This is a genomic window from Streptomyces umbrinus (assembly GCF_030817415.1).
Taxonomy (GTDB): Bacteria; Actinomycetota; Actinomycetes; order Streptomycetales; family Streptomycetaceae; genus Streptomyces; species Streptomyces umbrinus_A.
Map to the genome: position 1 here is coordinate 11429581 of NZ_JAUSZI010000002.1, position 14741 is coordinate 11444321.

Annotated in this window: 14 protein-coding genes; 10 read left to right on the plus strand and 4 right to left on the minus strand. The window is 69.9% G+C overall.

Going from position 1 to position 14741, the window contains the following annotated elements:
• Positions 1 to 131 precede the first annotated feature (131 nt).
• On the plus strand, positions 132 to 488 hold the full coding sequence (locus QF035_RS50700; RefSeq protein WP_307529472.1) for a hypothetical protein: 357 nt from the start codon (positions 132 to 134) through the stop codon (positions 486 to 488).
• A gap of 14 nt (positions 489 to 502) precedes the next feature.
• On the opposite strand, the gene QF035_RS50705 is transcribed toward QF035_RS50700, so the two are convergent.
• Both QF035_RS50705 and QF035_RS50710 read right to left on the minus strand, forming a co-directional pair.
• Positions 503 to 1621, minus strand: a complete 1119-nt coding sequence (locus tag QF035_RS50705) for a fatty acid desaturase family protein (protein WP_307529474.1) — start codon at positions 1619 to 1621, stop codon at positions 503 to 505.
• Between the two features lie 7 nt (positions 1622 to 1628).
• Positions 1629 to 2684, minus strand: a complete 1056-nt coding sequence (locus tag QF035_RS50710) for a ferredoxin reductase (protein WP_307529475.1) — start codon at positions 2682 to 2684, stop codon at positions 1629 to 1631.
• Positions 2685 to 2771: 87 nt separating this feature from the next.
• Here QF035_RS50710 and QF035_RS50715 point away from each other — a divergent pair, with 87 nt between their 5' ends.
• The 3 genes from QF035_RS50715 (at position 2772) to QF035_RS50725 (ending at position 6287) form a co-directional block, all read left to right on the plus strand.
• Positions 2772 to 3911, plus strand: coding sequence for a PucR family transcriptional regulator (locus QF035_RS50715; protein ID WP_307529477.1), 1140 nt, complete (start codon positions 2772 to 2774; stop codon positions 3909 to 3911).
• Between the two features lie 566 nt (positions 3912 to 4477).
• Positions 4478 to 4816, plus strand: a complete 339-nt coding sequence (locus tag QF035_RS50720; protein ID WP_307529479.1) for a thioredoxin family protein — start codon at positions 4478 to 4480, stop codon at positions 4814 to 4816.
• Between the two features lie 550 nt (positions 4817 to 5366).
• The gene (locus QF035_RS50725; RefSeq protein ID WP_307529481.1) at positions 5367 to 6287 is read left to right on the plus strand and encodes an NADP-dependent oxidoreductase; all 921 of its coding nucleotides are present in this window, start codon (positions 5367 to 5369) and stop codon (positions 6285 to 6287) included.
• Positions 6288 to 6361: 74 nt separating this feature from the next.
• On the opposite strand, the gene QF035_RS50730 is transcribed toward QF035_RS50725, so the two are convergent.
• Complete coding sequence (locus QF035_RS50730) at positions 6362 to 6811, minus strand: hypothetical protein (protein ID WP_307529483.1); 450 nt, start codon at positions 6809 to 6811, stop codon at positions 6362 to 6364.
• A gap of 926 nt (positions 6812 to 7737) precedes the next feature.
• Between QF035_RS50730 and QF035_RS50735 the strand changes: the two genes are divergently transcribed.
• The 6 genes from QF035_RS50735 to QF035_RS50760 all read left to right on the plus strand — a co-directional run bounded on the left by QF035_RS50735 (position 7738) and on the right by QF035_RS50760 (position 12314).
• The gene (locus QF035_RS50735; protein ID WP_307529485.1) at positions 7738 to 8214 is read left to right on the plus strand and encodes an SRPBCC family protein; all 477 of its coding nucleotides are present in this window, start codon (positions 7738 to 7740) and stop codon (positions 8212 to 8214) included.
• 72 nt (positions 8215 to 8286) lie between these two features.
• Entirely contained in the window at positions 8287 to 8979 is a 693-nt protein-coding gene (locus QF035_RS50740) for a nucleotidyltransferase family protein (RefSeq protein ID WP_373466875.1), read from the plus strand.
• Between the two features lie 10 nt (positions 8980 to 8989).
• Complete coding sequence (locus tag QF035_RS50745) at positions 8990 to 9265, plus strand: hypothetical protein (protein ID WP_307529487.1); 276 nt, start codon at positions 8990 to 8992, stop codon at positions 9263 to 9265.
• A complete protein-coding gene (locus QF035_RS50750; RefSeq protein ID WP_307529489.1) occupies positions 9262 to 10032 on the plus strand; it encodes a metallophosphoesterase family protein in 771 nt (256 codons plus the stop codon). Before QF035_RS50745 ends, QF035_RS50750 begins: the two co-directional genes overlap by 4 nt.
• Before the next feature lie 27 nt (positions 10033 to 10059).
• Positions 10060 to 10881 (plus strand): SDR family oxidoreductase, encoded by an 822-nt coding sequence (locus QF035_RS50755; RefSeq protein WP_307529491.1) that lies wholly within the window; start codon positions 10060 to 10062, stop codon positions 10879 to 10881.
• Positions 10882 to 11597: 716 nt separating this feature from the next.
• Positions 11598 to 12314 carry a UdgX family uracil-DNA binding protein gene (locus QF035_RS50760; protein ID WP_307529493.1) on the plus strand — a complete coding sequence of 239 codons (717 nt, stop codon included), beginning with the start codon at positions 11598 to 11600 and terminating at the stop codon, positions 12312 to 12314.
• Between the two features lie 306 nt (positions 12315 to 12620).
• Here QF035_RS50760 and QF035_RS50765 read toward each other — a convergent pair whose 3' ends face one another.
• Positions 12621 to 14717 (minus strand): xanthine dehydrogenase family protein molybdopterin-binding subunit, encoded by a 2097-nt coding sequence (locus QF035_RS50765; protein ID WP_307529496.1) that lies wholly within the window; start codon positions 14715 to 14717, stop codon positions 12621 to 12623.
• Between the last annotated feature and the right edge of the window lie 24 nt (positions 14718 to 14741).

The window sequence follows — 14741 nt, forward strand, 5'->3', positions numbered from 1 at the left end:
GAACCGCAGCTGGGGGAGACCACGGCCGAGCCGGTGGCCGGAGTCCCGTTGGTGCGGGGCGTCTCGCAGCGGCTCGGCCTCGCCCCGTATCCGGAAATCATGGGCCGGGCCCTGGTCGACGAGGCCCGCAGGTGCGGAGCCGATCATCTGCTGGCCGCAGGGGACATATCGGCCGGCGGCGCGCCGCGCCGCGCGATCTGGCCGGGGCCAGGCAGATCCTGGACGGCATCGGCACGCACGGACAGGACTACTTCGTCGTCCGCGGGTACCACGGCCGGCCCAGACGAACGACGAGCGGCCATGAACCGTTCGGGGACAGCTTCCTGGACGAATTCTCCCGTGGCGACGGGCCCGCGTACTTCGCGCGCGATCTCGGCGGGCTGCGGTTCGTCGGACTGGACACCTACGAGAAGCGGGGCCGGCCACTCATCGTCCGCAACGGATCTCACCGAACCCGGCGGTGCCGCCGGGTCGGTCGAAAGATCTGAATCAATACCGGGAATCAGGCCGCGATGAGTTCCTGCTCGCGGTCCGGTGTCTTGACCTTGGGCTTCTTGTTCGGCAGCGAGAGCCGGAAGACCTTGTGCCACGCGGAGAGCACCTGCTTGGGCAACGGCCCGGTGACGTACTCCAGCTCGTACTTCTCGAACAGCGCGCGTACCTTCACCGCGACCTCGGCGTAGCGGTTGCTCGGCAGGTCCGGGAACAGGTGGTGCTCGATCTGGTGCGACAGGTTGCCGGTCATGAAGTGCATGGCCTTGCTGCCGCTGATGTTCGCCGAGCCCATCATCTGGCGCAGGTACCACTGGCCGCGCGTCTCGCCCTTGATCGACCGGCGCTCGAAGACCTGCACGCCCTCGGGGAAGTGCCCACACATGATCACCGAGTGGGTCCATATGTTGCGGACCAGGTTCGCGGTGAACGTGGCGGCGAGCGTGGGGAGGAACGACGGGCCCGACAGCAGCGGGTGGATCACGTAGTCCTTCAGGACCTGCTTGCGGATCTTGCGGCCCACGGCCCTGGCCCGCGCGCGGAACTCCGGGTTCTTGCGGCGGCGCTTGTGCAGGTTCTTGCCGAGTTCCAGGTCGTACGCTGCGATGCCGTACTCGAAGAAGCAGGCGTTGATGAAGTTCCACAGCGGCTGGCCGAGGTGGAACGGGTGCCACCTCTGATCCTCGTCGACGCGCATGATGCCGTAGCCGAGGTCGTTGTCCTTGCCGATCACGTTGGTGTACGTGTGGTGCAGCTCGTTGTGCGAGTGCTTCCACTGCTCGGACGGCGAGACGTGATCCCACTCCCAGGTGGTGGAGTGGATCTTCGGGTCACGCATCCAGTCCCACTGGCCGTGCAGGATGTTGTGGCCGATCTCCATGTTGTCCATGATCTTCGCCACGGACAGACCGGCGGTGCCGATCAGCCACGCGGGCGGGAAGAGCGAGAACAGCAGTACGCCCCTGCTGACCAGCTCGAGCTTGCGCTGCGCCGAGATGACCTTGCGGATGTAGGCGGCGTCCTTCTCGCCGCGGTCGGCGATCACCTCGTCGCGGATCGCGTCCAGCTCGCGGCCGAGCTCCTCGATCTGCTCCGCGGTCAGGTGGGCGGTGGGGTCGATGGCGGTCAAGGTGCTCCTACCGTTCGATGTCGCAGGGGCCCGCCGCGGCGGACACGCAGGTCTGGATGAGGACGCCCGGCTCTGCCTCGGTGATCTCGCCGGTGCGCAGGTCGCGGACGGCGCCCGCCTTGAGCGGCGTGACGCAGCCGAAGCAGATGCCCATGCGGCACCCGGAGGGCATGAGCACGCCGGCCTCCTCGCCCACGTCCAGCAACGGCGTGGCGCCGCCCGCGTCGACGGTCTTGCCGGTGGTGCTGAACGTGACCTCGCCGCCGTCGCCGGCGACGACGATGCTCGGGCGGAAGCGTTCGGTGTGCAGGCGCTCTTGTACGCCGTGCTCGCTCCAGTGCTCTTCGGCGGCGTCGAGCAGGCCCGCGGGCCCGCAGGCCCAGGTCTCGCGCTCGGCCCAGTCGGGCACGAGTTCGTCGAGACGGGCGATGTCGAGCATGCCGTCCGTGTCGGTGTGCACCTCGGTGAGCCGCAGCTTCTTGTCCGCGACCAGGTCGTGCAGTTCGCTGCGGAAGATCACGTCCTGCGGCTGTGGCGCGCAGTGGACCATGACGACGTCGTCGAACCCGGTGTCGCGCAGCATGCCCATCACGGGCGTGATGCCGCTGCCGGCCGTCAGGTAGAGCACCTTGGCGGGCTTGGCCTGCGGCAGCACGAAGTCACCGGTCGGCTGGTCGAGCTGGATCAGCGTGCCCGGTTTCGCCCTGCGGACCAGATGGTTGCTGACCTTGCCGTCCGGGATCGCCTTCACGGTGATCGTGACGCGGCCGTCCTGGCGGTCTGTCGGCGAGGTGAGGGAGTAGGCACGCCACAGGCGCACCCCGTCGACGTCGACCCCGATCCGCACGTACTGACCGGCTGTGTGGCCGCGCCAGCCCCGTCCCGGCCTGATCACGACAGTCGCGGCGTCACCCGTCTCGGGGTGCACGGCCTCGATGCGCCCACGCAGGTCAGCGCCGGCACGCAGTGGGCTGACCAGGTCGAGGTAGTCCGACGGCAGCAGCGGCGTCGTGACCATCTCCAGCAGTTTCCTCGCCCTGCTGCGGAGGGCTGTACTCGTCATGACTCCAGCTTGCTGCGCCTCAAGGGGTAAAGTCCTGACCGTAGGACGTAAATCTGGTCGGCTGAATTGTTCGCAGGGAACAAAAACGTGAGCCATGCAATCCGAAGGGTCAGCGATCTGGCCCTGGACGAGACGACGGTCACAGCACTTCGGGCCGCGCTGAAGAGCACCGCCGACGAGGTCGTCCAGGCGATCATCGACGAGGTCCCTTCCTACGCCAACGCCCTTTCGGGCCCCATGGGCGCCACCATCCGCCGAGCCGTCCGCACCGCCCTGGGGCACTACCTGGACCTCGCGAGCGGCAACCCCACAGGCGGCGACGCCGGTGACGCAGCCTACGAGCTGGGCCGCGGCGAAGTCCGCGACGGCCGTTCGATGGACGCCCTGCTCAGCGCCTACCGCGTCGGCGCCCGCGTGGCCTGGCGATGCCTGGCAGCGGGTGCCGTACCCGCGGGTCTGCCCGCCGCCGAGGTCGCCAAGTTCGCAGAGCTGACCTTCGCCTACATCGACGAGCTCTCCGCCGCGAGCGCCGCGGGCCACGCCGACGAACTGGCCGCCCGGGGCAGGGCCCACGAGCGCCACCTGGAACACCTGGCCCGCGACCTCCTCGCCGACGCGAGCCCGGACGTGCTGCTGGTCTCTGTCCAACGGGCCGGATGGCAGCCTCCGGTTTCGCTGACCGCGGTCCTGCTGCCCGCCGCCCAGGCCCGGCCCGCCTACCGCGCGCTCGACCCGGGCACCCTCGTCCTCGATGATCTGCCGGACTCCACCGGTGTGCTGCTCGTCCCCGACGCCGACCGACCACATCTCTTGCGGCAGCTGACCGACCGCACCGCCGTGGTCGGCCCGGCCCGGCCATGGACCCGAGCGTCCGCCTCGTACGCACGGGCCGTACGCGCCCGCTCGCTCTCCTCCGATATTCACGACACCGAGGACCACCTGCCCGAGCTGGTGCTGAGCGCCGACGTGGACGCGTTCGCGGACCTGCGTGCCCGAGCTCTCGCACCGTTGCGGACCCTGCCTGTCGCGACCGCACGGCGGCTGGAGGAGACGTTGCGGGCGTGGCTGCTGCACCAAGGCAGGCGGGACGAGGTGGCGGCGGCGTTGTTCGTCCATCCCCAGACAGTCCGGTACCGGATGTCGCAGCTGCGGGAGCTGTTTCCGGATCTCGCATCGCCACAGCGGGTCCTTGAACTGACGCTGGCGGTCGGTCTTCGGGCCGGCTGACGCGTACGTCGACCGTCCACGACCGTGTCCGTGTCCGCGAGCGGTCCAGGAATCGTGCCTCGTTCTCGGTGCGTCAGCCGGCTCATGCGGCCCGGGGAAGAGCGGTACGAGCCGGCTGGACCGGGGGTTGACGTGAAGACCGGACAAGGCCTCGGGAAGCCCGTCGGGGGCACGGTCTCTGAGAAGCGAGCTGGCGGACACGGCTCGACCGGGTCCCGTCGACGATGCGCACCGGCCCGCTCGTCGACGCGCTCATCGAGCATCTGGTCGGCGATCTGGTCAGCTATGCCCTGGAAAGCGTCTTTCATGTCGTCGTGGAGGTCGCGGTCCTGGCACGAGCTGACCCGCGGGCGCGCGGGGGGCTGCCGCTGGGTGACCGGCGGGGCGGCCAGGCCGAGTCACCAGGGGCGGGGGCCCGGGCCGCTCGCGCCGGGGACCATCGTGGTTCTGTGACGGCCCCGTGCCTCCCTTCCGACAGGCCAGCCGGACGACCGACCGGGCCGGCCTGGCACACCGCGCGAGGGATGATGGTGATGGAATGACGGAACGTGAGGTCAGGAGCTTCCATGGCGCTGCGGGTTCACCGACCCCGTGAGGACGCGGAGTTCAATTTCATCCTCGGGATGAGCAAAGTTCCGGTCCTCGCATACTTCACCGGGGCATGGCCCAAGGCAATCGAGCCCTGCCGGGTGATGGACCTCGTCGTGGGTGGCATCGCCGACGACTACACGGGCCGCCTGACGGCCGTCCGCACCGACATCACGCGCTGTCCGGCCGCAACCGAGCGATACGGGATCACCGGAGCCCCGTCCTACGTCCTGCTGAAGGAGGGAGAAGCGGTGGCGCACGGCACGGGGCCCATGACCATCGCCGAGGTACGCAAGTTCCTGGACGGCCACCTCTGAGCGGCTGCCGCGGAACGTGACCGCGACGCCTGTCACGTCTCGTCTATGGGAGCTGCACCGCCTGAGACGCCTTGGGACTGAGACACCCCCACAGGTCACATAACGCCGTCCAGTGCCGTCGCGTCCGGCGGCTGCCTGGCGGCGGCTACCACTTCCGGGAAACCGGGGGAGGCCGGGCCCCTCTCGCCGGACGCGGGCTGGCTGGCGCGGGAGATTGCCGCCCGCATCCCGTCGGAGAGCTGAGCGCGGCCGCGCCGGCGGCACGGTCGGCACGTGTGTGGCTGTGGGGATCCGGGGTTGAGTAAGTGGCCCACTGTATGTGGGTGCAAGTGGCCCAGATGTTTGGGCTGCTTGGCTCCTAGGATCGGAAACGTGATCACGACGGCGCCTGTCGGCCGTCCTTGGTCTGCCGTTGTGTGCGGTGGCGGACGGGGGCGTACGGCGCTGGGATTGGTCATGGCGGGTGGTCGGCCTGCGGGGTCGGTGCTGCGCCTGCCTACTAGGCGTGATGCGCGCTCCTCAAACGTCCCCCTGCTCGGAGGAATCCTTCATGCAAGCCATCACTGTCCAGGACCGTGACGCCGGTGTCGGCGGTCTGGCCCTGTCCGAGGTGCCCCACCCGCGTGCCGCGGAGAACGATGTGATCGTGGAGGTCCATGCTGCCGGGTTCACCCCGGGTGAGCTGGACTGGCCCGGCACCTGGACCGATCGGGCCGGTCGTGACCGGACGCCGAGTGTGCCCGGCCACGAGCTGTCGGGCGTGGTCGCCGAGCTCGGTTACGGCACCACAGGTCTGACGGTCGGGCAGCGGGTGTTCGGTCTGACCGACTGGAGCCGCAATGGCTCGCTGGCCCAGTACACGGCGGTCGAGGCCCGCAATCTTGCCCCGCTCCCGGCCGATGTCGACCACGTCACGGCCGCCGCGCTGCCGATCTCCGGGCTCACCGCCTGGCAGGCCCTGTTCGACCACGCCCACGTGGTCACCGGTCAGAGCGTGCTCATCCACGGCGCCGCGGGCGGCGTCGGTTCCATCGCCGTGCAGCTGGCCCGCGAGGGCGGCGCCCGGGTGATCGGCACCGGCCGGGCCGGCGACCGCGACACCGTCCTCGGCCTGGGCGCGGACGCTTTCGTCGACCTCCAGGCCGAGAAGCTGGAGGAAATCGGCGAGGTTGATGTGGTGTTCGACGTGATCGGCGGCGAGATCCTCGAACGCTCCACCGCACTGGTCCGCCCCGGCGGCACCCTGGTCACCATCGCCGAGCCGGTCACCGTCCACCCCCGCGACGGACGAGCCGTCTTCTTCGTCGTCGAACCCGACCGGGCCCGCCTGGCCGACCTCGCCCAGCGGCTGCGGGACGGCCGCCTCACGCCGGTCGTCGGCGCCGTCCGGCCGCTGGCCGAGGCGGCCTCCGCGTTCACGCCGGACAAGCGCACCCCCGGCAAGACGATCATCCTCGTCACCGAAGAATGAGCGGGAAAGCCGCCCGTCCCACGGTTTCCGGGGCGGGCGGCGAGATGGTTCGAGGACGGCTGGCCGGCGTGTGGTTACGCGTGGCCGCTGTAGGCGAAACTGCAGTCCGCGTAGTCACCCGCGACGGAGCAGAGCTGGATGGTGACCTTGGTGCCCTCTGTGAGATCTCCGGTGCTCCACGGGCTGAAGTACTCGGCCGAGTGCCCGCGCGTAGTGGCCTTACGTCCGGTCACCGGGAGGATCATTTTGGCTTCCATGCCGCGTCCGTCGGAGAGCTTGTCGAAGACCCGGAACGCGTCGCCGGGGTAGCCGCTGAGGGGATCGCCGCGCCACTCCATGAGGCCCGCGTAGCGGCCGTTGTTGTAGGCGATGATGCTGAAGGTCCCGTCCGAGTATGACGGGCCCTTCTCGAAAGTCCACGTGGCAGCGGCCGCGTTGCCCGCCCCGAGAGTGAGGGAACTGCCGACAAGGACCGCACTGGCTGCCAGGAGCGTGAACACTCGGCTCTTATGTCTCGTCCGCATGGAAAATCCTCTTCCGGATGGGTGGCTGCGCAGATGCAGCGGACGGTGATCGTCGCTCGATCCGAGAAGCCGATCAACGCTTTTCCTTGGAAAGGCGACGCAGAACCAAGTCGTTGTGGACTCATTGCATCCTTCCCAGGGCCGTTCTGTTCCGGGGGAGTGGCCGGCGGGCCGACCGCAGTGACGCGAGGTGAGAGGCCGGAAGAGGCAGGGGCCGGCCAGCGCGCCGTAGCGGGGAGGCCTGGGCGGGAGGCCCGGGCGGGTGAGTCGAGGATGTGCAGTTGGAGGTCGGGCCGGCGGTGCGTGCAGGCGTTCACCCGTAACATCAGGGGCGGCGGGCGTCGTCACGATCGGTAGGCCGTACGCGAACCAGGACAGACGAGCGGCTCCCGGCAGCAGAGGCACCCGCACCGCCGTGTGCGCCGACGCGATCCTCCAGGCCCCGGAAGCCGGCGTGCCCGTGCTGTTCGTCGAGGTTCGACAACTGCACGGAAACCCCCGAGAGGCTGGCCGCGAAGTCCGAGAAGTACCGCACCTACTTCCGCTCCAAGACCAAATCCGTCCAGGGCCGCGAACTCCCGGTCTGGCGCTCCCGCTAAGCGGCGACCGGGCGGGACGGCCACCCACCGGATGTGCCGTTTTGTTGCGCCGTCGCGCTGAGCCGGTGGCCGGGGCCGCACGGCGGTTGGCGGTGCCCGGTGTCGGTAGGTGATTCGACGGCGGGGCAGCGGTGTCGCCCCCTGCGGGGTTTGCCGCTAATGGACCCTGGGTTCCCGTCTAGGCGTTCGTGGCTACCGAATGCCCGCCGCGATAGGGGATACGCCCTGTTATGCGGTCTTCATGGCTCTGTACCGGGGTACCCGGAGTCGTGCGGACGGGCGATGGTCGCCCAACTGCGCGGAACGACCACCACTGAGGAGGAAACGATGAGCATGGTGAAGGAAGCGGTCGACGTCGAGGTCCCCGTCCACACGGCTTACAACCAGTGGACACAGTTCGAGGAGTTCCCGCGCTTCATGGAGGGCGTCGAGGAAGTGCGACAGCTTGACGACCGGCACAACCACTGGACCACGAAGATCGGTGGGGTACGACGCGAGTTCGACACCGAAATCGTCGACCAGCTGCCGGACGACCGGATCACCTGGCGAGTCGTCGACGGCGACACCCGGCAGCGGGGCTCGGTCAGGTTCGAGCGGCTGGACGACACCCACACTCGAGTGGAGCTCACGATGGACGTCGAGCCCACCGGGGCCGCCGAGAAGGGCGCCGACGCGTTGGGCATGATCGACCGCCGGGTCAAGGGGGATCTGCACCGCTTCAAGGAATACGTCGAAGAGCGCGGGGGAGAGACGGGTGCCTGGCGAGGACGTATCCGGCCCGAGAATCCTGGCTCGGCCAGCTGACAAGCAGAGAGGCGAAGGCGCACGCGAGGCCGGCTGCCGAGGCGTTCTGGCCAGGGAGATGGAGTGGCAGGCATGCCCGAGGCGAAGGACACCGCTGAGAGCGAGCACGGCACTCTGTCAGGCGCGCCCCTGGCCGAGTACTCGGCCGAAATGGCCCTCCACCCGGCAGCACTTGGAGCGCCGGAGGGTCAGGGTCCTGCGCCGGATCGACATCAGGCGATTCTGGAGGCGGCCAAGCAGGTGGGCTCCTTGCTGAAGCGGCAAGGCCACTGCTTTGCCGTCGCGGGGAGTGTTGCGGTCCACGCCCACGGCGGGTCGGGCCGGCTCCAGAACGACGCCGACTTCTGCGTGAGACGCGAGGACGCGGATGGCGTCGCGGCGACCTTGACCGAGGCCGGTCTGAGCGTCGTCGAGCCGCCGGAGGACTGGCTGTGGAAGGCGAAGTGCCTGGGCCAGGACATCGATCTGCTCTTCGAGCTGGCCCACGAACCGGTAACGTCCGAGATGCTGGGCCGAGCGGTGGAGCTGCCCGTGGACTCGGTGCACATGCCCGTGCTGGCCGCCACCGATCTGGTGTGGAGCCTGCTGGCGTCGTTCTCCGAGCACCACTGCGACTTCGGCGCCGTGCTGCCCATCGCACGGGCGCTGCGGGAGAAGGTCGACTGGGAGCGGGTGCGCGAGGACTGCGCGGGCGCGCCGATGCCGGAGGCGTTCCTCTACCTGCTGGAGCGCCTGCAGGTGATCGCGCCGGCGAGTGGGACATGAGGAGACGGTCATGGACGGCCAGGGCAGGGAAACGGCGCCGGCGGCGAACCTCGAGTACCGGATCGCCGGCTTGGAGGCGCGCCTCGCCGCGGGAGAACTGGGCGAGCTGGGCATGCGCATCGAGATGCACGGGGCGGCCGTGACGGTCCGTGGAACCGTGCCCAGCGCCGACTGCCGCGAGGAACTGCTGCGTGCGGTGGGCCAGGAGCTGGCGGGGCTCGCGGTCCACACGGACATCCTGATCGCCGAGGCCGCGCCGCCCGACCACTCGGAGGACCTGACATGATCCGCGTCGCGGCCGTCGGTGACATCCACATGGGCCCGGACAGCCAGGGGCTCCTCAGGCCCGCGTTCGACACCCTGCCCGGCTGCGCCGATCTGCTGCTCCTCGCCGGCGACCTCACCCGGCACGGCACACCGGAGGAGGCACGGGCGGTCGCCGAAGAGCTGACCGGTCTGGCCGTCCCCGTCGTGGCTGTTCTCGGCAACCACGACCACCATGACGAGAAGCCGGAGCAGGTCACCGACATTCTCCGTGGGGTGGGCGTACGGGTCCTGGAGGGTGAGGGAACGGTCGTCGAGGTCGACGGCCTCCGCGTCGGCGTCGCCGGTACCAAGGGGTTCGGGGGCGGGTTCGCGGGACGGTGCGGCAGTGAGTTCGGCGAACCATTGATGAAGGAGTTCGTCCGGTACACGCGCCGGTGCGCGGACGGTCTGCGCGGCAGTCTCGAAGCTCTGGCGCGGGAGGGGTGCGCGGTACGGATCGCGCTCATGCACTTTTCCCCGGTCCCGGACACCCTGGCGGGCGAGCCCCCGGAGATCTATCCGTTCCTCGGCAGCTATCTGTTGGCGGAGGCGGTGGACACGGCAGGCGCCGACCTGGTCGTCCACGGGCACGCCCACGCCGGCACGGAACGCGGGATGACCGGCGGAGGCGTGCGTGTACGGAATGTCGCGCAGCCGGTCATCCGCCAGGCCTTCAGCGTCTACCACCTCCGTGCCGGGGACACGTCCGTGCCGGCACAGCCCACCCTCGCTCGTCCCGTCGAGTGAGCCGGCCAACACTCACTTGGAGGCGCCATGGAACCGCAGCACCCCGCCCCGGGACCACTTGCCGCCCCCGTGGCCCTGATCACCGGATCCGACTCCGGGATCGGCCGTGCCACAGCCGTCCGGCTGGCCGAAGCCGGCATGGACATCGGCGTCACCTGGCACCGCGACGAGGAAGGGGCACAGCAGACGGCCTACGAGGTACGCGCGGCAGGGCGCCGCGCCGAGACCGAGCAGCTGGACCTCACCCGGCTTCCGGAGGCCGCCGGGGTCGTAGATCGGCTGACCGAGCGGTTGGGCAGGCTCGACGTGCTGGTCAACAACTCGGGGACCGGCACCATGACCCCGTTCCTCGATCTGGATCTCGGCACCGTGCGCGAGGTCGTAGATGTCGATCTGGTGGGGCCCTTCCTGTGCGCTCAGCGCGCCGCCCACCACATGATCGCCCAGGGCGAAGGCGGCCGGATCATCAACGTCACCAGCGTTCACGAGCATCAGCCACGTGTGGGAGCGGCACCGTACTGCGCGGCCAAGGGCGGACTCGGGCTGCTCACCCAGGTCATGGCACTGGAACTGGCCGAACACGGGATCACCGTGAACGCTGTCGCTCCCGGTGAGATCGCCACGCCGATGACCGGCCAGGAGGACACCGACGTCACCACCGAGCGACGGCCCGGGGTGCCGCTGGGGCGCCCGGGCGATGCCCGGGAGGTCGCGGCAGTGATCGCCTTCCTCGCCGGCCCGGACGCGTCCTACGTCACGGGTGCCTCGTGGGCGGTGGACGGGGGCATGCTGCGGATGGGACCGCAGGCCGGCAGCCATCTCCCCGATGATGCCTGGCGACGGCCCTGAGTCTGCCCAGCAAGGGCTACGTGACCGGCCCCACCATCACGATCAAGGCCAGCGGCACGGGTTCGCACCCTTGTGCTGTGCCAGGTGTCCAGACGCGCCGTGAGGCTGTGGGCGGGACCGCCGCCCGGTGGCGTGTTATTCGTGAGCGCATATCACTTGTCGGTCCTGGCGGCGCTGGTGGCGACGAGTGCCCGCTCGGGGTCGCGAAGGCCAGGCCGCCGATGGAAGCGCTGCCCCACCGGGCGCTGCCCTTCGCCGATGACCGGAGCCGGCGCACGCAATGGTCACGCATCACTTCCACCGCGCGGCCCAGGCCGACGGACAGAACCTTCTCGGGGACCCATTTACGCGGCGGGCCGGACATGCATGCGTGCTTGTCGCGACCCGCTCGTTCTTGTGGGCATGATCGCGTTGTTCGCGAAACTGTCGTCCTTCCGGGCAATGACTTCGGGAGGGCTGTTGTGATGGCAGCCGCGACGCAGGAAGCGCCCACGCAGCGATGCGGATCGGTTGCCCTTTTGGAGGGCTGGGTACTCGGCGTTCATGAAGGCGACGCATCACGCAGTGCACTGCGTGACCGGGGTGAACACGGCCGGAGGGCCGATCGGCTCCGTGGCCGTTGGTCTTGGCGTCGCAGGCGAGCTGGTGTGTGGGTGCGCCTGGGTGGTGGCCCTCGGCGCGACAGCATCCCCGGCAGGACGTGAGCAGGCAGGAAAATGAACCGATCAGACGGCGCACACGCGGACCGGCCCCCGGGCCCCGACGCGTATGACGCCACCCCATACCTGCCGAAGCGGGGCGGGCTCCCTGCCCACCGGCGGGCGGCGGCGGAGTGCCGGGGCTGCCCCCTCTTCGAGAACGCCACCCGGACCGTATTCGGCAAGGGCGCGTCCACAGCACGGATTGTCCTCGTGGGGGAGCAGCCCGGGGATCAGGAGGACAAGCAGGGCGAGCCCTTCGTCGGCCCCGCCGGCCGGCTGCTGGACAAGGCCCTGGCCGAGTCCGGGATCGACCGTAAGACCACGTATGTCACCAACGCGGTGAAGCACTTCAAGTTCGCTCTCGCCGAAGGCAGCAAACGCCGTATCCACAAGGCGCCGGACCTGCACGAGCTGACCGCCTGCCGGCCCTGGCTTCTTGCCGAGCTGCACCTGGTCGGTCCTGACGTGGTGGTGGCCCTCGGCGCGACGGCCGGAAAAGCCCTGCTCGGACAGTCGTTTCGAGTGACCAAGGACCGCGGAACCCTCATTCCGCTGCCTGACCTGGACGCAGGACGGCACGGAAGTGAGGACCGGAACGAGGGCGAAGAGCCCTATGTGGTGGCGACGCTTCACCCGTCGGCCGTACTGCGCTCCGATGACAGAGAGGCCGCGTACGCGGGCCTGGTGTCGGATCTGGAAGTCGCCGCGCGGGCATTGCGGAAACGCCACTGAGGGCGTGGGCCTACGGGCGCCCGCCGCCGACCACGATGCCGTCGAATTCCTCCGGCATGCCGGTCTGTCACGCGGTGGGGACGTCGCCGTCAACCCGGTGTGGGCGCAGTGGAGGGGCGGCAGCGCACGCGAGTACGTGGCTGCCCGGCGTGTGAGCGGCAGCCGACTGCTGCCCGAGACAAAACCAGGCGGGAAACCGGCCGCGTCCCCGTGCAGGCCACGTTGAGCGCTCCGTCCTGGCCCTGGACGACGACAAGGTCTTCGTCCACGTACGTCCCCTCCGCGCTCACCGCGGAATGAACGGACTCACGGCAGGGCGGCCAGCACGCGGTCCGGCGTCAGGGGAAGTTCGCGGTACCGGACACCGGTGGCGTGGTGGACGGCGTTGCCGATGGCCGCCGCCGTACCGACGATCCCGATCTCGCCGATGCCCTTGCTGCCCATCGGGTTGAGATGGGGATCGTCCTCGTCGATCCAGTGGGCCTCGACGGCGGGGACGTCGGCATGGGCGGGAACGTGGTAGGCGGCAAGGTCCGCCTCGGTGAAGTCACCGAACGCGGCGTCCATGGTGCTGCCCTCGGTCAGGGCCATACCCAGGCCCATCGTCATGCCGCCGATGAACTGGGAGCGGGCGGTACGGGCGTTGAGGATGCGCCCCGCTGCGTACACGCCCAGCAGGCTGCGGACCCGGACCTCCCCGGTGACCGTGTCGACGGTGACCTCGGCGAAGTGGGCGCCGAAGGCGTGCCGCGAGTAGTCGCTGTCGGCGTCCGCGCTGCCTTCCGTGTCGGCGCTCGCGGTGAGACCCGTCTCGGGCAGGGATCCCGTGTGTTCCGCGAGGACCGCGCGCAACCGTGTGCACGCCTCGTGGACCGCCCAGCCCCACGAGGCGGTGCCCGAGGAACCGCCGGCCAGTGAAGCCGACGGCAGGTCACTGTTCCCGATCTCGGTATGGACCCGTTCCAGCGGGACGCCGAGGGCGTCGGCGGCGACCTGCGCGAGGACCGTGCGGGCACCGGTGCCGATGTCGGTCGCGTTGACCCGCACGATGAAGCTTCCGTCCGGCCGCGCATGGGCGGTCGCGGTGGAGGGCTGAATCAGCACGGGATACATCGCGGCCGCCACCCCCGATCCCACCAGCAGGGGGCCCGCGGAACGGGTGCCCGGCCGGGGATCGCGGTGCGACCAGTCGAAGCGCCGGGCGCCCTCACGCAGACACTCGACGAGATGCCGGCTGCTGAACGGTTTGCCGCTGTCCGGTTCGGTGTCCGGCTCGTTCGCGATGCGCAGCTCGACGGGGTCCATCTTGAGTGCCACGGCGAGTTCGTCCATGGCCGATTCCAGGGCGTACATGCCCGGTGCCTCGCCGGGCGCGCGCATCCAGGAAGGGCTGGGAACGTCCAGCGGTACGACGCGGTGGCTGGTGCGGCTGTTCGGCGCGGCGTACATGATGCGGGCGGGCACAGCCGCCTGTTCGACGAACTCCTTGATGCGGGATGTGTGGGTGGTGACCTCGTGCCGGAGCGAGGTGAGGGAGCCCTGTTCGGTGGCGCCGAGGCGGAGGCGGTGCAGGGTGGGCGCGCGATGGCCGACGAGGGCGGGCAGGAGGCGGCGGGGCAGAACCACAGTGACAGGGCGTCCGGTCTGGCGTGCCGCCATCGCGGCGAGCACCACGTGGGGGCGTGGGGTCCCCTTGGACCCGAAGCCGCCGCCGACATGCTCCGACATGACGGTGACCCGGTCCTCGGGAAGCCGGAACAGCGCGGCGAGTGTGGCTCGTACGACCGTGGTGCCCTGGCTGGAGTCGTGCACGACGAGCCGGCCGTTGTCCCAGTGGGCTGTGGCCGCGTGCGGCTCCATGGGGTGGTTGTGCAGGGGCGGCACCCGGTAGTCGGCGTCGACGCGGACCGCGGCGGACGTGAACGCGCCCTCGGGGTCGCCCTGTTCCCGCTGTGCCGGGTAGCCGCCGTTGGCCTCTTCGGGGACGTAGGCTCCCGGATGGGTCTCGGTGAGAGTCACGTCATGGTCCTGTGCCGTGTACTCGACACGCACCGCCGCGGCACCGGACCGGGCCGCTTCCAGCGTCTCGGCGACGACCAGGGCGACCGGCCAACCGCGGTGCGGTACCCGGGAGTTCTGCAGGACGGCGAGTGTGGGGTCGTCGGGGTCGGCGAGCCGGGGAGCGTTCTCGTGGGTGAGCACGGTCAGGACCTCGGGGAGCCGCAGGGCCTCGCTGGTGTCGATCGCGCGGACCGAACCACGGGCGACGGCGGCAGCCACGGGCCATGCGTGCACCCGGCCGGAGACAGTGTGTTCGGCGGCATAACGGGCCAGGCCGGTGACCTTGTCACGGCCCTCCCGGCGCTCGGCGGGCGCGCCCAGCGCGGTATCGGTGTCGGCCATGGAGTCCTCCTGGGGGTGCCGGTC